The sequence below is a fragment of the Paenibacillus xanthanilyticus genome, from assembly GCF_042682185.1.
Taxonomy (GTDB): domain Bacteria; phylum Bacillota; class Bacilli; order Paenibacillales; family Paenibacillaceae; genus Paenibacillus_Z; species Paenibacillus_Z xanthanilyticus.
Genome location: NZ_JBHUHA010000001.1, coordinates 3,897,622 through 3,915,471, shown reverse-complemented (window position 1 = coordinate 3,915,471; position 17,850 = coordinate 3,897,622). Strand labels below are relative to the sequence as shown.

The 17,850-nt window shown below is 60.6% G+C and carries 16 protein-coding genes; 11 read left to right on the top strand and 5 right to left on the bottom strand.

What is annotated here, in order from left to right:
- Nucleotides 1-9 precede the first annotated feature (9 nt).
- The 3 genes from gabT to ACFSKT_RS16830 all read left to right on the top strand — a co-directional run bounded on the left by gabT (nt 10) and on the right by ACFSKT_RS16830 (nt 3,839).
- Nucleotides 10-1,362 (top strand): 4-aminobutyrate--2-oxoglutarate transaminase, encoded by a 1,353-nt coding sequence (gene gabT / locus ACFSKT_RS16840; protein ID WP_377717253.1) that lies wholly within the window; start codon nt 10-12, stop codon nt 1,360-1,362.
- A 117-nt stretch (nt 1,363-1,479) separates the two neighbouring features.
- On the top strand, nt 1,480-2,901 hold the full coding sequence (locus ACFSKT_RS16835) for an aldehyde dehydrogenase family protein (protein WP_377717252.1): 1,422 nt from the start codon (nt 1,480-1,482) through the stop codon (nt 2,899-2,901).
- A gap of 203 nt (nt 2,902-3,104) precedes the next feature.
- Entirely contained in the window at nt 3,105-3,839 is a 735-nt protein-coding gene (locus tag ACFSKT_RS16830) for an HAD family hydrolase (RefSeq protein ID WP_377717251.1), read from the top strand.
- A gap of 430 nt (nt 3,840-4,269) precedes the next feature.
- Here the strand turns inward: ACFSKT_RS16830 and ACFSKT_RS16825 are convergent, their stop codons facing one another.
- Together ACFSKT_RS16825 and ACFSKT_RS16820 are read right to left on the bottom strand one after the other, a co-directional pair.
- Nucleotides 4,270-4,569 (bottom strand): hypothetical protein, encoded by a 300-nt coding sequence (locus ACFSKT_RS16825; protein WP_377717250.1) that lies wholly within the window; start codon nt 4,567-4,569, stop codon nt 4,270-4,272.
- Between the two features lie 103 nt (nt 4,570-4,672).
- Entirely contained in the window at nt 4,673-5,461 is a 789-nt protein-coding gene (locus ACFSKT_RS16820) for a helix-turn-helix transcriptional regulator (protein WP_377717248.1), read from the bottom strand.
- A gap of 136 nt (nt 5,462-5,597) precedes the next feature.
- Here ACFSKT_RS16820 and pyk point away from each other — a divergent pair, with 136 nt between their 5' ends.
- The 3 genes from pyk (at nt 5,598) to ACFSKT_RS16805 (ending at nt 10,639) form a co-directional block, all read left to right on the top strand.
- Nucleotides 5,598-6,641 carry a pyruvate kinase gene (pyk, locus tag ACFSKT_RS16815; RefSeq protein WP_377717247.1) on the top strand — a complete coding sequence of 348 codons (1,044 nt, stop codon included), beginning with the start codon at nt 5,598-5,600 and terminating at the stop codon, nt 6,639-6,641.
- A 283-nt stretch (nt 6,642-6,924) separates the two neighbouring features.
- The gene (locus tag ACFSKT_RS16810; RefSeq protein ID WP_377717246.1) at nt 6,925-8,853 is read left to right on the top strand and encodes an ABC-F family ATP-binding cassette domain-containing protein; all 1,929 of its coding nucleotides are present in this window, start codon (nt 6,925-6,927) and stop codon (nt 8,851-8,853) included.
- Nucleotides 8,854-9,331: 478 nt separating this feature from the next.
- Entirely contained in the window at nt 9,332-10,639 is a 1,308-nt protein-coding gene (locus tag ACFSKT_RS16805) for a homocysteine synthase (protein ID WP_377717244.1), read from the top strand.
- Nucleotides 10,640-10,848: 209 nt separating this feature from the next.
- Here ACFSKT_RS16805 and ACFSKT_RS16800 read toward each other — a convergent pair whose 3' ends face one another.
- The 3 genes from ACFSKT_RS16800 to ACFSKT_RS16790 all read right to left on the bottom strand — a co-directional run bounded on the left by ACFSKT_RS16800 (nt 10,849) and on the right by ACFSKT_RS16790 (nt 12,841).
- Nucleotides 10,849-11,304: a Dps family protein gene (locus ACFSKT_RS16800; protein ID WP_377717243.1), complete on the bottom strand. Its 456-nt coding sequence runs from the start codon at nt 11,302-11,304 to the stop codon at nt 10,849-10,851.
- A 69-nt stretch (nt 11,305-11,373) separates the two neighbouring features.
- Nucleotides 11,374-12,237, bottom strand: coding sequence for an NAD(P)/FAD-dependent oxidoreductase (locus tag ACFSKT_RS16795; protein ID WP_377717241.1), 864 nt, complete (start codon nt 12,235-12,237; stop codon nt 11,374-11,376).
- A 202-nt stretch (nt 12,238-12,439) separates the two neighbouring features.
- Nucleotides 12,440-12,841 carry a secondary thiamine-phosphate synthase enzyme YjbQ gene (locus ACFSKT_RS16790; RefSeq protein WP_377717240.1) on the bottom strand — a complete coding sequence of 134 codons (402 nt, stop codon included), beginning with the start codon at nt 12,839-12,841 and terminating at the stop codon, nt 12,440-12,442.
- Between the two features lie 290 nt (nt 12,842-13,131).
- Here ACFSKT_RS16790 and galU point away from each other — a divergent pair, with 290 nt between their 5' ends.
- The 5 genes from galU (at nt 13,132) to ACFSKT_RS16765 (ending at nt 17,786) form a co-directional block, all read left to right on the top strand.
- On the top strand, nt 13,132-13,998 hold the full coding sequence (galU, locus tag ACFSKT_RS16785) for a UTP--glucose-1-phosphate uridylyltransferase GalU (protein WP_377717239.1): 867 nt from the start codon (nt 13,132-13,134) through the stop codon (nt 13,996-13,998).
- A 309-nt stretch (nt 13,999-14,307) separates the two neighbouring features.
- On the top strand, nt 14,308-15,441 hold the full coding sequence (locus tag ACFSKT_RS16780) for a GntR family transcriptional regulator (protein ID WP_377717238.1): 1,134 nt from the start codon (nt 14,308-14,310) through the stop codon (nt 15,439-15,441).
- A 95-nt stretch (nt 15,442-15,536) separates the two neighbouring features.
- Nucleotides 15,537-16,232, top strand: a complete 696-nt coding sequence (araD, locus tag ACFSKT_RS16775; RefSeq protein WP_377717237.1) for an L-ribulose-5-phosphate 4-epimerase — start codon at nt 15,537-15,539, stop codon at nt 16,230-16,232.
- Between the two features lie 333 nt (nt 16,233-16,565).
- Nucleotides 16,566-17,129 (top strand): hypothetical protein, encoded by a 564-nt coding sequence (locus ACFSKT_RS16770; protein WP_377717236.1) that lies wholly within the window; start codon nt 16,566-16,568, stop codon nt 17,127-17,129.
- A gap of 33 nt (nt 17,130-17,162) precedes the next feature.
- Nucleotides 17,163-17,786, top strand: a complete 624-nt coding sequence (locus ACFSKT_RS16765) for a hypothetical protein (RefSeq protein ID WP_377717235.1) — start codon at nt 17,163-17,165, stop codon at nt 17,784-17,786.
- Nucleotides 17,787-17,850: the final 64 nt, after the last annotated feature.

The window sequence follows — 17,850 nt, the reverse complement described above, 5'->3', positions numbered from 1 at the left end:
TGAGATAATATGGCGACAGAACGCAAATTCGCGTCCATTCAAGGTCCCCTGCCGGGACCGCGCACGGCGGCGCTGCTCGAGCGCCGCGCGGCGGCCGTCTCGCTCGGCGTCGGCAATAACTTCCCGCTGTTCGTGGAGCGGGCGAGCGGCGCGCTGCTGGCCGACGTCGATGGCAATACGTTCCTCGATTTCGTCGGCGCGATCGGCACGATCAACGCCGGACACTGTCCGCCGGAGGTCGTGAAGGCGGTTCAGGAGCAGGCGGAGAAGTTCCTGCACACGAGCTTCCACGTCGGCATGTACGAATCGTACGTCGCGCTGGCCGAGAAGCTGGCGGCGATTACGCCGGGCGATTTCCCCAAGAAGGCGCTCCTGCTGAACAGCGGGGCGGAGGCGGTCGAGAACGCGGTGAAGATCGCGCGCAAGTATACCGGCAAGCCCGGCATCGTCTCCTTCACGCGCGGCTTCCACGGCCGGACGCTGCTCGGGATGAGCCTGACGAGCAAGGTGAAGCCGTACAAGTTCAAAATGGGACCTTTCGCGCCCGCGACCTACAAGGCGATGTATCCCTATCCGTATCACCGTCCGGCGTCGATGACGGAAGAGGAATACGCGAGCTTCTGCGTGAAGCAGTTCGAGGATTTCCTCCTGACCGAGGCGGCCCCGGAAGAGCTCGCGGCGGTCATCATGGAGCCGGTGCAGGGCGAAGGCGGCTTCATCGTGCCGCCGAAGCTTTTCGTTAAGGGCGTCTACGACGTGTGCAAACGCAATAACATCTTGTTTATCGCCGACGAAATTCAGACCGGCTTCGGGCGGACGGGGCGGATGTTCGCGAGCAGCCATTTCGGCATCGAGCCGGATCTGATCACGGTGTCGAAGTCGCTCGCGGCCGGGCTGCCGATCAGCGGCGTCGTCGGACGCGCGGAGCTGCTCGACGCGGCGAGCCCGGGCGAACTGGGCGGCACGTACGGCGGCAGCCCGCTTGGCTGCGTCGCGGCGCTCGCGGTCATCGAGCAGATGGAGCGGGACGGATTGAGCGATCGCTCCGAGGTAATCGGCGAGCGGATTCGCGGGCATTTCGAAGCGCTGCAGACGCGGTATCCGATCATCGGGGACGTGCGCGGTCTCGGCGCGATGTGCGCGGTGGAGTTCGTCGAGCCCGCGACCGGCGAGCCGGCGAAGGCGTTCGTCGCGAGCTTGCTTCGCGCCTGCTACGAGAAGGGGATTATCCTGCTCAGCGCGGGCGTGCACGGCAACGTCGTTCGTTTCCTCACGCCGCTCGTCATCACCGACGAGCAGCTGGACGAGGGGCTGGATATCATTAGCGAGGCCTTATCGGAGATGTACGCGAAAGCCCTATAATAAGCGATGCTGGCCAGCCATGGTCCCGACAGCCTTGTTGCGGCGCTTCGGGACCGGCTGGCCGCTGTCGTTGGCAGAAGGTAATCGAACGGGAGAAGCAAGGAGGAACCTAACTATATGAAGAAACAGTTGCTCATCGGCGGCGCTCAGGTGGAGACGGCCGACTATACGACCTTACATGCGCCTTATTCCGGCGAAGCGATCGCCGAGATCGCGAATGCGGGATTGGCGGAGGCGGACTTGGCGATCGAAGCGGCCGTCGCGGCGCGCCCGGCCATGCGCCGGATGCCCGCGCACCAGCGCGCGTCGATCTTGTACCGGGTGGCCCAATTGCTCGGCGAGCGTAAGGAGGAAGCGGCGAGGCTGATCGCGCTCGAAGCGGCGAAGCCGCTGAAGGCGGCGTATGCCGAGGTCGATCGCACGGTGCAGACGTATCAGTTCGCGGCCGAGGAAGCGAAGCGGCTGCACGGCGAGACGATCCCGCTCGACGCTGCGCCGGGCGGGGAAGGTCGCCTGGCGTATACGACGCGCGAGCCGATCGGCGTCGTCGGCGCGATCACGCCGTTCAACTTCCCGATGAACCTCGTCGCGCATAAGCTCGGTCCGGCGTTCGCCTCCGGCAACGCGGTCGTGCTCAAGCCCGCGCCGCAGACGCCGCTGTCCGCGTTCTATATCGCGGAGCTGTTCGCCGAAGCGGGGCTGCCGGCAGGCGCGCTGAACGTCATTACCGGCGATGGCAAACTGCTCGGCGAGAAGATGACGACCGACCCGCGCGTCGGTGCGATCAGCTTCACCGGCAGCGCCGCGGTCGGCGCGTCCATTCGCGCCATGGCAGGGCTGAAGAAGGTGACGCTGGAGCTGGGCTCCAACGCCGCCGTCATCGTCGACAAGGATGCTAACTTGGATGCGGTCGTCGCGCGCTGCGCGGTGGGGGCATTTTCGAATCAGGGGCAAGTGTGTATTTCGTTGCAGCGGATTTACGTCGTGGAGGCGTTGTATGAGGCTTTCGTCGAGAAGCTCGTCGCGGCGGTCGGCCAACTGAAGGTCGGCGACCCGCTCGATCAGGCGACCGACGTCTCGGCGCTTATCGCCGGACGCGAAGTGACGCGCACGCTCGGCTGGATCGGGGAAGCGGTCGAGCGCGGGGCGACGGTAGCGTGCGGCGGATCGGCCGAAGGCGGCATCCTGCTGCCGACCGTGCTGCTGAACGTGCCTCCGGACGCGCAGGTGTCATGCAAGGAAGTATTCGCACCGATCGTGGTGGTCGGCCGAGTCGGCTCGATCGACGAAGCGATCGGGCTCGTCAACGATTCGACGTACGGCCTGCAGGCGGGCATCTACACGAACGACCTGCGCACCGCGCTCGACGCGGCGGACGCGCTGCACGTCGGCGGCGTTATGATCAACGACATCCCGACGTTCCGCGTCGACCACATGCCGTACGGCGGCGTGAAGGAGAGCGGTCTCGGGCGCGAAGGGATCAAATACGCGATCGAGGACATGACCGAGCTGAAGCTCGTGGTCATTAATCGAAATTAGCGGTCGGACATGGAGAAGCCATCTCGGGGCGGACGTGCCTTGGGATGGTTTTTTGCGCGCTTCGGCCGGGCGAAGTGTGGACTTCAGCCGCCGCCAGCAGCGGCTCCTTCTCTGCTGGCTATTGCTCCCGGCTACCAACCCGCGCCGCTTCATGGTACGATGGTGCCGATAAAGGTGGCGACGGAAGGAAGGCAGCAGCTGATATGAACAAGGAAGCAAGCCGTAATATGGGCCGGTTCGAAGCGGTCTTTTTTGATTTGGACGATACGATGTACGATTCGCTCTCCCCGTTCCGCAAGGCGGCCTTGGCGGTGCTGGCGCTGCCGGCGGACTTTCCGCTGGAGACGGCGTACCGGCGGGTGCGCTATCACAGCGACCGGCTCTGGGAGATTTACGCGGAGGGGCACATGGAGCTGGAGGAGATGCGCGTGCAGCGCGTCATGCTGGCGTTCGCGGAGTTCGACCTTGCGGTGACGCGCGAACAGTCGGCGGCGGTACAGGCCCGTTATATCGAGGAGCAGGGGCGGATCGAGCTGTCGGACGGCGTGCTTGAGGCCATCGCGCTCGTGCGCGAAGCCGGGCTGGGGCTGGGCATGGTCACGAACGGGCCGGTCGAGCATCAGATGGCCAAAATCCGCGCGCTCGGGCTGGACCGGATCGTGGCGGCCGACCGGATTTTCATCTCGGACGGCGTAGGGATCGCGAAGCCGGACCCGCGGATTTTCGAGCACGTGAGCGACGTGACGGGGCATGCGCCGGAGGTATGTCTATATATTGGCGACTCCTGGCGCAACGACATCGCAGGGGCGATGGAAGCAGGCTGGCGTTCGGTCTGGCTGAACCGCCGCGGCGCCGCGCCGGACACGGACCATGCGCCGCACGCGGAGATTCGCGACATTCGCGAGCTATCGGCGCTGCTGAAGACATGGCTATATTGAACGAGGGCGAACCGGCCGCGAGCGCGAGCCGGTTTTTCGATGACTTATAAGCATGATAAGACAAAAAAATGACCCGCATCGCTGCGGGTCCAAGTCTTACTCTATTATAAAGGGGGGTCGTTGGAATTAAGTATAGGCGCCGAACCTTAAACGAAGCTGAAGTCGGGCTTATGATAACCTTAAAGAATGGTTACAGAAATGTGACCCGCGGCTTTTATGGATTGGCTATTCTGCCAAATGAAGCCCCCCTTGGAGCGGCAGCATGCGACTCCATGCCGCAGAGGGATGCGTGATTTCGCTCGATACCGACGACTGCATCCCGCTAAGCAGCTATATAGAGGAACCGCGGAAGTACAGCTATCGCGCCACATGAAAATAAAAATAGCGGGGAGCATTGGCTGATTGCCGGTCTCCCCGCTCGCGTTCGAAGCTAAGCTTGCTCGCCGCCGCCCTCGTTCTTCTCCTTCTCCAGCGCGTCCAGCGCCGCGTCGATCAGCGTGTCGAACAACTCGTCGTTCTCCTCGATCTGCTCTTCCACCTTGTGGATCTGGACTTCTTTGCCCGGGCCGCTCAGGAAATTCAGGCTGTACATCCAGTCCTCGCAGTTTTTGCTTTTGAGCGTCAGCTCATAGTCCGACTTGTGGCCCTCGACCGCAAAATGGACGAAGCCCAGATAGCCGTCCTCTTTCCCGGTGTATTTCAATTCCGCCTTCAAAATCGAGACGTTCATCGTCATCATCCTCTCCGTATTGTCGGGCCTTCTTAAGGCCAGTATGAACTTCATTCGTCGATTTCATTATAATTGCGCCCGTCCCCGGGCCAATCTAACCGTCTTACTCCCGCTGGCTCCGCTCCGCGATCAGCTCCGACGGCAGCCGTCCGACCGTACGCTTGAACGTCCGGTTGAAGTAGGACGGGTCGTTGTAGCCGAGATGCTCCGAGATCTCCTGGACGGTCAGCTGCGAGTGGCGGAGCAAATATTGCGCAATCTTCATCCGCTTGCGGTGGACGAAATCGCTGATCGTCAGCCCCGTCACGCTGCGGAACAGCGCGGCGGCGTAGTTCGGGCTGACGCCGACGCAGCGGCCAAGCTCCAGCTTCGTGATTTTCTCCCGGTAATGCTCGTCGATATACCGCTTCATCCGCTCGGCATGCTGGAGGGTCGACGGCATCTTCGCTCCGGAATCGACTTCCCGGTTGATCAGGACGAGCACTTCCGCCAGCAAGGCGCTGCATAGCACGGAATAGTAAGGGGCGCGCTCGTTCCAGTGCCCGGTCAGCTGCAGCAGCTTCTCGTCGATGAGCTCGGGCATGCGGGTTGTCCACACAAGCGGCGTAATCGCCCCGAGCAGCGGCAATTGGCTGGAGACCTCGGCAGTGGCGGGGCTGAATCGGACGGCGATCGCGTCGCGGATGCCGCCTTCGCCGCTGAGCTCGTACAGCGTCCGGCCGGGCGGCACGAGCAGCAGCTCGTTCTTGCCGCAGACGTAGGATTTGCCGGCGATCTCCAGCGTCACGCGCCCGAACCGGACCCACAAGAAGAGATAACTGTCATTACCCAGCCGGCGCCGGTCCTGACGTAGGATGCCGCGCTCTTCGCCGATATGAAAAATACTGAACAATAGCGTCGCCTCAATTATTATCGGACTATAGTATAACTACTGTACTATAGTTCATCGATCTTGAACAGCCGCTCCTATACAATAGAACTAACGATAGACAAAGAACGATAGTATTTGACAGGAGTGGACAAACGCAATGAAAAAAACACAGATCGTTTGTACGATGGGACCAGCTTGTCTGAGCCCGGAGATGCTGGAGAACATGATCGACGCAGGCATGAACATCGCCCGCATGAACCTGGCGCACGGCGAACTGGACGATCACCAGAACCGGATCGTACTCGTACGCGAAGCCGCTCGCAAGAAGAATACCACAATTGAAATCATGCTGGATATCAAAGGACCGGAAATTCGCACGGGCAATTTGGCGGAACCATCGTACCTGCTGCAAAGCGGCGCTGCGCTGACGCTGACGACGGAGCAGATTGCAGGCACGATCGACCGGATTTCGGTATCCTACGATTTGTCCAAGGACGTTAAAGTCGGCTCCCGCATCATGATCGACGACGGTCTGATCGAGCTGGCCGTCGAGCGCATCGAAGGGACGGACGTCGTCTGCACGATCTTGAACGGCGGCGTCATTAAATCGCGCAAAGGCGTCAACCTGCCGGGCATTCGCACGTCGCTGCCGGGCGTCACGGAGCGCGACAAGCAGCATATCCAATTCGGCATCGAGAACAACGTGGAGATCATCGCGATGTCGTTCGTGCGCCGCGCGGAGGATGTGCTCGAAGTGAAGAAGATGCTGGCCGACGCGGGCGCTTCCCACATTAAGGTCATGTCCAAAATCGAGAACCAGGAAGGCCTCGACGAGCTGGACGCGATCATCGCGGCATCCGATTCCATCATGGTCGCGCGCGGGGATCTCGGCGTCGAGATTCCGATCCAAGACGTGCCGATCGCGCAGAAGCAAATGATCGCCGCTTGCAACAAGGCTGGCAAATTCGTCGTGACGGCGACCCAAATGCTCGAGTCGATGCAGCAGCAGCCGCGCCCGACGCGCGCCGAAGCGGGCGACGTCGCCAACGCGATCTGGGACGGCACGGACGCGGTCATGCTCTCCGGCGAGACGGCGGCCGGGAAGTATCCGCTCGAAGCGGTCCGCACGATGGCGGCGATCGCTGTACGCGCCGAGGAAGTCCGGTACGCGCGCGCCGAGCGCGAAGCGGTGCTGGCTTAATCGGCCGACAGGTTCATGCTAATCCAATAAGAACGAGGCAGCAGCGCTGCAGGTGTGCGAGAAGGCACCCTGCGGCGCTGTTTTTGATTCGAGCGGCGCCCGATCAGGGGCGCGCGCATCCTTGTAGTCCCGTTCCCGCAGTGCCGCGAGTTCACCCTGAATTCCGCCGGCATACGGCGTTCGACCCGGTTGCCCCCGCAAGCCTCTTCGTATAAAGTTAAAGCGAAGGGTTTGCAGGAGAAGCGACGGACCTCTCTACATTGAGAAGATAGGCGGTAGAAGCATGCACGTATTAACGGTTGATCATATAACGAAAAGCTATGGCGAGAAAATGCTGTTCGAAGACGTCTCGTTCGGTATCGAGGCCGGCGACAAAATCGGCATTATCGGCGTCAACGGAACGGGCAAGTCCACCTTTATGAAAGTCGTGGCGGGGCTGGAGCAGCCGGATGCCGGATCGATCATGACCGCCGGCGGCGTCACCGTGCAGCTGCTCGCGCAGGATCCTCCTTTCGATCCCGAAGCGACGGTGCTGGCGCACGTGCTCGCGGGCGATTCCGAACCGATGAAGGCAGTGCGCGCTTATGCCGAAGCGCTGGCGGCGCTCGAACTGAACAGCGGCGACGCGGCGCTGCAGGAGAAGCTTGTCCGCGCCAACCAGCGGATGGACGAGCTGGACGCGTGGACGATCGAGAGCGAAGCGAAGACGGCGCTGACGAAGCTCGGCATTCATCGCTTCGACGCCAAGCTAGGCACGTTGTCGGGCGGCCAGCGCAAACGCGTCGCGATGGCGACGGCGCTGATTCAGCCGGCGGACGTGCTGCTGCTGGACGAGCCGACCAACCATATCGACAATGAATCGGTCGCTTGGCTGGAGCAAATGTTAGCCAAGCGCAAAGGCGCTTTGCTTATGATTACGCATGACCGGTATTTTCTAGACCGGGTGACGAACCGGACGCTCGAATTGGACCGGGGCAAAGCGTATTTCTATACGGCGAACTACAGCCGATTCCTCGAGCTGAAGCTGGAGCGGGAGGAGCGGGACGCGGCATCGGAGGCGAAGCGGCAGAACCTGTTCCGCAACGAGCTGGCCTGGATGCGGCGCGGGGCGAAAGCGCGGACAACCAAGCAGAAGGCGCGTATCGAGCGGTTCGAGGCGTTGAAGGACGCGGCGCCGGAGAAGGCGTCGGGCAAGCTGGAATTGTCGGTGGCGTCCGCGCGGCTTGGCAAGAAGATCGTCGAGATCGACGGACTAACCAAGGCGTTTGAAGGGCGTCCGGTCATTCGTAACTTCAGCTATATCGCGGTGCCGGAGGATCGCGTCGGCATCGTCGGTCGCAACGGGCTCGGCAAGTCGACGCTGCTGAAGCTGATAGCGGGTCAGCTGTCGCCGGACGCGGGTACGGTAGAGCTTGGTCCGACCGTGCGGCTAGGCATTTTCTCGCAGGAGCGCGAGGAGATGGACGATACCATGCGGGTGATCGATTACATCAAGGAAGGTGCGGAACGGATCACGACGGGAGACGGCTCGTCGGTATCGGCGGGCCAAATGCTGGAGCGCTTCCTGTTCTCGTCTACGATGCAGTGGTCGCCGATCGGCAAGCTGTCCGGCGGCGAGAAACGCCGGGTGCAGCTGCTGCGCGTCCTGATGGACGCCCCGAACGTGCTGCTGCTCGACGAGCCGACGAACGATCTGGACATCCAGACGCTGACCGTGCTCGAGGACTACCTGGACGACTTCCCGGGCGTCGTCTTCGTTGTCTCCCATGACCGGTACTTCCTGGACCGGACGGTGGACCGAATACTGGCCTTCGAGGGCGAGGGCGTCGTGACGCATCATGTCGGCAACTACACGGAGTTCGCGGAGCAGGCGGCGGCGGAGACGGGACGCAAGGCGCAAGCCGAGGCGGCGAGCCGACCGGCGGTTGCGGCGCCTGCATCTTCGGCACGCGCGGCGGAGAATGCCGGACCGACGAAGATGTCGTACAAGGAGCAGAAGGAGTTCGAGACGATCGACGAGACGATCGCGCAGACCGAAGAGGCGCTCGCCGCGGTCGCCAAGCGGATGGACGAATCGGGCAGCGATTCGATGCTGCTGCAGCAGCTGGTGACGGAGCAGCAGCAGCTCGAAGCGAAACTGGAGGAGCTCATGGACCGCTGGACGTATTTGAACGAGCTGGCCGAGCAAATCGCGGTTAAAAAGCAACGGTAACCGTGGCTAAAAAGCAACGGTAACCGTGGCTAATAAGCAACGGTAGCGTGGCTAAAAAGCAACGGTAACGTGGCTAACAAGCAACGGTTTATAGCACGAAATATTCACCGCCTGAACGATTCATGCGGCAAACGAACGCGATGGATAGCGAATGGAAAGAGCCGCCTGCCCGGCAACGGGAGGCGGCTCTTTCCGTGTGCGCCGCAGCGGGAGACCGCGTGCGAACGATGCCTTTAAGCATGCGGGTGCCTCGTTCGAACCTGCGCCTGAGCGATCCTTGTCATTAGAGGTGGAAAAGAATTGACGGTTGTAGGAAAAAAGTGCTAAACTACGCTAAAACCAAGTAATTTAATGTGAATTATTTGATTTTCATTCGAAGCAGGGATTTGCAGCAGGTCGAAGAATATCAATATGGAAGTCACATCCAAGAATCGGCATAATCGCGTTCCTAATTTCAAGACGAAAAGGGGAAAACACGATGAGCGACAAACCGAACTACACATTGGAAACGTTGGCTGTGCACGCAGGGCAGGATTTCGATCCGACGACGTTGTCACGGGCCGTACCCATCTACCAAACGACCTCGTATGGCTTCCGCGACACGGACCATGCGGCTAATCTATTCGCGCTGAAGGAATTCGGCAACATCTACTCCCGTATCATGAATCCGACGACGGACGTGTTCGAGCAGCGCATCGCTGCGCTCGAGGGGGGCGTCGGCGCGCTCGGCCTCGCGTCGGGGCAAGCCGCGATCACGTTCGCGATTCTCAATATCGCCGAAGCCGGGGACGAGATCGTCTCGTCCTCGAGCCTATACGGCGGCACGTACAATCTATTCGCGCATACCCTCAAGAAGCTCGGCATCAAAGTGACGTTCGTCGATTCGAGCGACCCGGAGAACTTCCGCAGCGCCATCACGGACAAAACGAAGGCGCTCTACGGCGAGACGATCGGTAATCCGAAAGGCGACGTGCTCGACATCGAGGCCGTGGCGGCCATCGCCCACGAGAACGGCATTCCGCTGATCGTCGACAACACGTTCCCGAGCCCGTATTTGCTGCAGCCGATCAAGCACGGGGCGGACGTCGTCGTCCACTCGGCGACGAAATTCATCGGCGGCCACGGCACGTCGATCGGCGGGGTCATCGTGGACGGCGGCACGTTCGATTGGGCGGCAAGCGGCAAATTCCCGGGCCTGACCGAGCCCGACCCGAGCTACAACGGCGTCGTGTACACCGAAGCGGTAGGGCCGCTCGCGTATATTATCAAAGCCCGCGTGCAGCTGCTGCGCGACCTCGGCTCCGCGTTGTCTCCGTTCAATTCCTTCCTGCTGCTGCAGGGACTGGAGACGCTGCATCTGCGGTTGGAGCGCCACAGCCAGAACGCGCTCGAGGTTGCCAAGTATCTGGAGAACCATGCCGACGTGGCATGGGTCAGCTATCCGGGTCTCGCGAGCCATCCGTCGCACGCGCTGGCGCAGAAGTATTTGCCGAACGGCCAAGGCGCGATTCTCGCCTTCGAGATCAAAGGCGGCATCGAGGCGGGCAAGAAGCTGATCCATGCGACGCAGCTGTTCTCGCATTTGGCGAACGTCGGCGATTCGAAGTCGCTGATCATCCATCCGGCGAGCACGACGCACGCGCAGCTGAAGCCGGACGAACAGCTGGCGGCGGGCGTCACGCCGGGGCTGATCCGACTGTCGATCGGCACGGAATCGGTCCGAGATATTCTGGCCGACCTGGAGCAGGCGATCGCGCTCAGCCAGCAGGCGCCGCAGACGGTGTAATCGCCGCGCTTTCGCGGATATGCAACAAGAGCGGCAAGCCCGTTCATCCTCATTGGGGGTGAACGGGCTGTTTCTTTTACGATCACATCCTGGGCTCATCCCAAGCAAGCGCGTCAAAAAGCCCACTCGCGTACCGCTCGGATCGCGAATGGGCTATAGGCATGCCTGATATCAGCTGCTGCGTCGGATGGAGACTTCGCGCCGGCCGATTAGCGGCCGTTGAACGCCTTCAGCATCCATACGTGCTTCTCCAGCGTGCTGTGGATCGCGAGCAGCATGTCGGCCGTCGTCTCGTCGCCGGCTTTCTCGGCTTTCTCCATGCCTTCCTTCAGCTCGCCGATGACGGTGCCGAAGTCGTCGATCAGCGTATCGACCATTTGCTCCGCGCTCTCGGTGCCTTTGGCTTCCTTGATGCTGGAGGTATCGAGGTATTGCTTCATCGTCGCTTCTGGTTTGCCTCCGATCGCCAGCAGACGTTCGGCCAGCTCGTCGACGTGGAGCGCCGCTTCCTCGTAGAACTCCTGGAATTTCACGTGCAGCGTGAAGAACTGCGAGCCCTTCACATACCAGTGGAAGTTGTGCAGCTTCACATAGAGTACGCTCCAATTTGCTACCTGTTTATTGAGAATTTCTTGTACGCTTTTCGTCGCCGTTGCGGTTGCCATAAGTCAACACTCCTTTTATCGATAGGTTGGACTACTTTTCATTTACACCGGTGCCGCGGCCTTGAATCGTTAGACGGCGGCCGCCTTTATGTCGAGGAAATGCTCGCAGCGGATGGCGGCCAGGCAGCCCGCCGCCGCGGCCTGGAGCGGATGGATGTCGCCGGAAGACAGGTTGCCGCGACAAACGAAAATGCCAGGCTTGCACGCCGGCGTTCCCGTCGCCTTCGAGAGGATACCGCTCTCGATGAATGCGGACCGAATCTCAACCGGCATACCGCCACTTAGGGGCCCGGATTGGGGCGAAGAGCCGCTTAACGTGGACGGCAAATGCATGCTGTCGGCCGTCATGCGGACTTTTAATCCGTGCAGCCCCAGCTCGCCCGGAATCACCTCGATCGGCGTCATGTCGATCGCCCATCGCGTGCTCGGATTGGCGTAAGCGCGTTGTTGCATGCGGCGCTGCACGAGACGGGCTTCGGAGGCGAAGCGCGTCAGGAATAATGCATCCTGGCTGTCGTCATCGCCGCTACCGCCGACGAACAGCTGATGTCCCTGGATGAAAAAGCCGTCGCCGCCCGCGAATGCGGCTTGCCCGGGCTCCTCCTGCGGATATCCGCCAAGGATATCCATATCGTGCACCAATTCGCCGTCGGCTATGATGATCGCCCGCGAAGCTAGGGGCGTGCCCGACTCCAGCTTGATCCGAAAGGGCGTGCCTGGCATCAACGCCGCGCGTCCGGCGCGAAACCGAACGCCAATCCGGATGGCCTGCGCGCGCATTCTGGCGTGCGTACTGCCAACCGGCACGGGCTTGTCGGAATCGGACGAGACTGGCGCGCTTTCGAATATAAGGGGCTTGTAGCCAGCTTGGGCAAGATATATGGCGGCGGCCAGGCCGGCAGGGCCGGTGCCGAGTATGACGACGTTTTCCATCAGGTATCTCCTCCAATCATGCTGCATAACGATGCCATCAATTCACATTTCAGGTTAACTAAAATAAATCCTAAATTAAAATTATTATAAATAAGCAAAAATGTCAATAAAAAAACGCCCCGTTCTTCTGCCCTCTGCGCGCGCGGCGAATGGGGTGGAAGAGGAGGCGTTATGAGCGGCTGCGGCTGCTCGCCGGAGAAGATTAGCCTTTGATCAGCTTGACGACGTATTCGCGCGTTCTCGGCCCGTCGAATTCGCAGAAATAGATACCCTGCCATCTGCCGAGCAGCAGCTTGCCGTCTTGTACGATAATCGTCTGCGAAGAACCGGTCGTGATCGCCTTCAGATGAGAGGCTGTATTGCCTTCGGCATGGCGATATTTGGGGTGCTCCCACGGATAGACCTCGTCCAGCCGCATTAGCACGTCGTGTTTGACATCGGGATCTGCGTTCTCTTGGATCGTGATGCCGCCCGTCGTATGCGGGCAATAGACGACCGCGATGCCCTCCCGGACGTTCTCCTTGGCGACGATCGAGGCGACCTCGCGCGTAATGTCGATCATTTCATCGCGGCGGGATGTTCGCAAGTTACGGGTAAACAGCATAGCAAGACACTCCTTCGCAGGTTAAGTTGGTTCAAATCGGTCAGCGGAATAACGCGCTCCGCCGCAAAGACGGCGTTGGCCGTTTCATCTTGATCTTGTATGGGCGCTCCCACAAGTTTGTCACGATCTGGGAACCGAAGTCAAATGCAGGGGCCTGCCCAGGTAAGCTATGAAACTTTGACAATGGGGCGGTTACCGGCCCGCGGCGGGTTGAGCGGCTATGGATGTTCAGTTCGGAGAAGAGTAGAATGGAGCTTAAGTGCAAGAGCATTTATGGGGGGGACAAGAAGTTGAGCAAACGCGTACGCAAAGCGATCATACCGGCCGGGGGACTCGGCACCCGGTTCCTGCCGGCGACAAAGGCGCAGCCCAAAGAGATGCTGCCGCTAATCGACAAGCCGGCCATCCAATATATCGTCGAGGAAGCCGTCGCCTCGGGCATCGATCGCATATTGATCGTGTCGGGACGGAACAAGCGAGCGATCGAGGACCATTTCGACAAATCGTACGAGCTGGAGGCCGAGCTGGAAGCGCACGGCAAAGCCGAGCTGCTGGAGCTTGTGCGCGGCATCTCGCATCTGGCTGACGTCTGCTACATCCGCCAGCGGGAGCCGCTTGGACTCGGACATGCCGTCCTCAGCGCCCGCAGCTTCGTGGAGAACGAGCCGTTCGCCGTCCTGCTCGGCGACGATATTCTTCAATCCGACCCGCCTTGCCTGAAGGCGATGATCGATCTGCACCGCGAGCGGGAGACATCGGTCGTGGCGTTGATGGAAGTGCCGTGGGATCAAACACATAAATACGGGATTGCTGAGCTGCACCCGCATGCGCCGGAGCTCATCCGCTCGCTCATCGAGAAGCCGGCGCCGGGCGAAGCGCCGTCGAACCTCGCCGTCGTGGGCCGCTATGTGCTCGAACCGGCGATCTTCGACCTGCTCGAGAAGGCACGGCCGGGCAAGGGCGGAGAAATTCAGCTGACGGACAGCCTGCAGCAGCTGGGCTTGGCGAATCCGCTCGCCGCTTATCGGTTCGACGGTACGCGTTACGACGTCGGCGACAAGCTGGGCTTCGTGCAGGCGACGATCGATCTGGCGCTGAAGCGCGATGATCTGGCAGACGACGTCCGCGCGTATTTGCTGGAGAGGCTGAAGGTTTAGCCGTCATCGGCCGCCTCGTAAGGGGGCGTTTGAATTTTTTGGCGGCGAACTTACAAAAAAGATGAGTAAAGAGAGCCGGGGCATTGCCGCGGCTCTTGGTCTGTTTGGGGCAAACGACGGAACGACTCGAAATGCAAGCCTGCATCCATTTAACCGCTTAACCGCGATCGATGTTGTGTAGATCAATCGCATTAATTCTGCTAAAATTTTGCAAGTATTGTTTCGGCTTGTACAATTATGTACGTACAAGTTGGCGGCATGGTATACTTCAATCATACAAGTTGGATTACGCAAACTGTGAGGTGCGACGTGAAGGAACAGCTTCCCCCTAAGTATAGGCAGTTAAAGGAACAAATAATTTCGTGGATCGCCGCGGGACAATTCCGCCCGCATGACAAGCTGCCGTCCGAGCACGAGATCGCCGCCCAATCCGGGATGAGCCGGCAGACGGTGCGCCAATCGCTTGGCGACCTCGAGGCGGAGGGCTGGCTGTACCGGGTGCAGGGGAAAGGGACGTTCGTCGCCGATTCCATGCCCGAGAGCAGCCGGAAGGCCGCCGAGCCGCTCGGTTTGACCATCGGCCTGATGACGACTCATATCTCGGACTATATCTTTCCCACAATCGTGCGCGGCGTGGAGTCCGCGCTGCGCGCGCAGGGAGCCCGGCTGCTGCTCGCCAGCACCGACAACGAGAAGGACAAGGAACGCGAAAGCCTGGAGTCCATGCTGCGCGAACCGCTTGGCGGGCTGATCATTGAGCCGACCAAGAGCGCCGAGGGCAACCCGAACTTTGATTATTTTCTGTCTCTGGAGGCTAGAGGCATCCCGTACGTCATGCTCAACGAGCGCTACAGCGACGTCGATGCGCCTTGCCTGAAGGTGGACGACGAACTGGGCGGCTACCGCGCGGCCGAACATCTCGCGGAGCTGGGCCACAAGCGGATTGCCGGCTTCTTCAAGACCGACGATTTCCAAGGCGTCCACCGGATGCGCGGCTTCATGCGCTGCCTGCGCGAGCGGGGACTGCCGCTCACGTCGGGAAGCCTGCTCCGCTATACGACCGAAGAGAAGTCGACGAAGCCGGCCGAGTCGCTCGAGTCGCTGCTTGCTCTGGGGCCTGGCGAACGGCCGACGGCGATCGTCTGCTACAATGACGAGCTGGCGGTACGTCTGCTCGACATCGTGCGCCGCAGCGGGCTCTCCGTGCCGGGCGACCTCTCGATCGTCGGCTTCGACGACGCGACCCTGGCGACCGCGACGGAAGTGAAGCTGACGACAATCGAGCATCCGAAGACGCGCATGGGCGAGGACGCGGTGGCGGTACTCATGCGGCTGATCGGCGGCAAGCACGGGCGCGGCGCATCGGGCGACGTCGTGTATGAGCCGAAGCTGATTATGCGCGAGTCGACGGCAGCCGCTCGGGAGGACGAGCCGGTAAAATAAGTAATGACACACTTGTACGTACAAGTTATAATGAGACCAGCAGTCAACGAGAAGCATGTCCGATCAAGTTAACGGAAATTGAAGGAGGCATTGCAATGTTGGAATCTTTGAAGCAAGCCGTATGGGAAGCGAATATGGAGCTGCCGAAATATGGGCTGGTCACGTTTACTTGGGGCAACGTCAGCGGCATCGACCGCGAGAGCGGTCTTGTCGTCATTAAGCCGAGCGGCGTGCCTTACGAGGAGCTGCGCGCGGAGCAGATGGTCGTCGTGGATTTGGAAGGCAACGTCGTCGAGGGCAGCCTGCGGCCGTCCTCGGACACGCCGACGCACGTCGCGCTGTACCGCGCGTTCGACTCGATCGGCGGGATCGTGCACACGCACTCGCCTTGGGCGACGAGCTGGGCGCAGGCGGGACGCGCGATTCCGGCGCTCGGCACGACGCACGGCGATTATTTCTACGGCGAAATTCCGTGCACCCGGGCGATGACCGAGGCGGAGATCAAAGGCGCCTACGAGCTCGAGACCGGCAATGTCATTATCGAGACGTTCCGCGAGCGCGGCATTGATCCGGTCGAGGTGCCGGCCGTTCTGGTGAACAGCCACGCGCCGTTCGTATGGGGCAAGGACCCGCACAACGCGGTTCATAATGCCGTCGTCGTGGAGGAAGTGGCGAAGATGGGCGTTCATACGTTCGCGCTCAACCCGAACATTCAGCCGATGGACCAGCATTTGCTGGACCGCCACTACCTGCGCAAACACGGCAAGAACGCGTACTACGGGCAGAAGTAAGCGCGTTGGCGCCGGAGCGCGGTCGTCGCGGCACGATCCATCCGTTCGTTACAGGTTTTATCGAGAGAAGCTCCCGAGCCACATTGGCTGGGGGCTTTTTTTGGCATTTAGGAACGTGTGCGTTTCCCATATATCCAACAGCCTCCGCGGAATGAAACGCGCATCTCCGCAAAGATGGCGCAGCCGTTTCGCCTTCGCGGGGATGGAGGCTTCGGAAAGGAAAGAAAGCATTTACATGCTCAAGAATTTAATGGTAGAATCTAGGTTAATTATAAGTGGTTTGGATGCTTTGCGAGGAGCTTTGCAAGCGGCAGGCACGTAGGGAGGGGCGCGATGGCGAACGATAGGCAATGTCTCATTCGCGGCCTAGGCGTCGTGCTTGCGGCGGCGTTTCTTATGTGGGCGGCAAGGCCGGAGGCGCGGTTAACGTCCGGCGAGATCCAGGCGCTGCGCGCGACATATCCTTTTTACTCGAACGATCCGCCCCTCGCGTTGGTCGGCAAAATGCCTTTCCGGGAAGCCGTCGCGCTCGATACGGGGACCTTCGCGGAAGTCGAAATCGTAAGCGCGCGCCGTACCCCTTCCGCTTATCGTTATGATGCCGTTGTGCACTGGCATATCCGCGGGCCGCGGCTTCCGGAACGAGTGGAGCTGTTCTCGATCGATTATGGGTGGGCACCTCCGCTGAAGCCGGGCATGCGCATCATAACCGTTCTTCTCGAATCCAACGCCAAGCGGTTCGTCGGGCAATATCCGATCGTGTGGCACCTGGCGTATTACGTCACGGGAGACGGCTATGTTCTCTCGACGGGAGACGATGACTTCTCGGCCGCGATGAACGGGAGAAGGGCTGGTCGTCTCGTGGACGAAATTCGCCGGATACCGCCCGGGATATAGCAGTTGTCTGATTTTACGAGAGGGGGATGGGCGATGCGGCGTAAACGGAGCGCGATATATGCGATTGCAGCGGTCTGTCTCGTCATCGCGCTCGGCCTCATTTTGTATGGCAATCGGCCTGAAGCGAGGCTGTCGCCGGAGGAGATGCGAGCGCTCCGGTCCGAATATCCGGCGAGTGCTTACATGCCCGAGCTGATTGAGATTCGGGAGCCGGCGTTCAAGGACGACGTAGTCAAGAGGGCGCAGACCTTTGTAGAAGCCGAGGTGATCGCGCTTCCGCCGGTTCTCGAGACGAACGTGTTCCAGATTCAAGCCTACAATGTGTATACGGTAAAGGTGCTCAGGCATCTCCGGGGGCGGACTTTGGAGGAGGAGCGTCTTGATTTGATTACATCCGTTATGGTCGAAGGCGCCGGTCCCATCCTCCGTCCGGGCATGCGCATTATCGCCGGAATCGCGAAGGCCGGGGAGGACGCGGGGAGACTTGCGGGCAAATACCACGTGTCCCGGTATTCGATTTTCTATGTGACGAATGAAGGCTACGTGCTCTCCTTGGCCGGAGACGACTATGCGGAGGAAGTTAACGGCCGCCGAGCGGCGTGGTTTAGGAAGTGGCTTCGCCGACTTGCGCCAGAGGAGACGCAGTGGGCTAGATAGACCGGGGTGTTAACAAGACGAATAGGCAAAAAGAGGCTGCGCGGATTGTTCTTCCGCGCAGCCT

Bases quoted from the DNA above. Each gene is read 5' to 3' on its own strand.
- ACFSKT_RS16790 (WP_377717240.1), bottom strand. From the start codon at position 12,841: ATGCTGTTTACCCGTAACTTGCGAACATCCCGCCGCGATGAAATGATC.
- ACFSKT_RS16805 (WP_377717244.1), top strand. From the start codon at position 9,332: ATGAGCGACAAACCGAACTACACATTGGAAACGTTGGCTGTGCACGCA.
- ACFSKT_RS16830 (WP_377717251.1), top strand. From the start codon at position 3,105: ATGAACAAGGAAGCAAGCCGTAATATGGGCCGGTTCGAAGCGGTCTTT.
- ACFSKT_RS16800 (WP_377717243.1), bottom strand. From the start codon at position 11,304: ATGGCAACCGCAACGGCGACGAAAAGCGTACAAGAAATTCTCAATAAA.
- araD (WP_377717237.1), top strand. From the start codon at position 15,537: ATGTTGGAATCTTTGAAGCAAGCCGTATGGGAAGCGAATATGGAGCTG.
- ACFSKT_RS16770 (WP_377717236.1), top strand. From the start codon at position 16,566: ATGGCGAACGATAGGCAATGTCTCATTCGCGGCCTAGGCGTCGTGCTT.
- ACFSKT_RS16835 (WP_377717252.1), top strand. From the start codon at position 1,480: ATGAAGAAACAGTTGCTCATCGGCGGCGCTCAGGTGGAGACGGCCGAC.
- gabT (WP_377717253.1), top strand. From the start codon at position 10: ATGGCGACAGAACGCAAATTCGCGTCCATTCAAGGTCCCCTGCCGGGA.
- ACFSKT_RS16810 (WP_377717246.1), top strand. From the start codon at position 6,925: ATGCACGTATTAACGGTTGATCATATAACGAAAAGCTATGGCGAGAAA.
- ACFSKT_RS16825 (WP_377717250.1), bottom strand. From the start codon at position 4,569: ATGAACGTCTCGATTTTGAAGGCGGAATTGAAATACACCGGGAAAGAG.
- pyk (WP_377717247.1), top strand. From the start codon at position 5,598: ATGAAAAAAACACAGATCGTTTGTACGATGGGACCAGCTTGTCTGAGC.
- ACFSKT_RS16795 (WP_377717241.1), bottom strand. From the start codon at position 12,237: ATGGAAAACGTCGTCATACTCGGCACCGGCCCTGCCGGCCTGGCCGCC.
- ACFSKT_RS16765 (WP_377717235.1), top strand. From the start codon at position 17,163: ATGCGGCGTAAACGGAGCGCGATATATGCGATTGCAGCGGTCTGTCTC.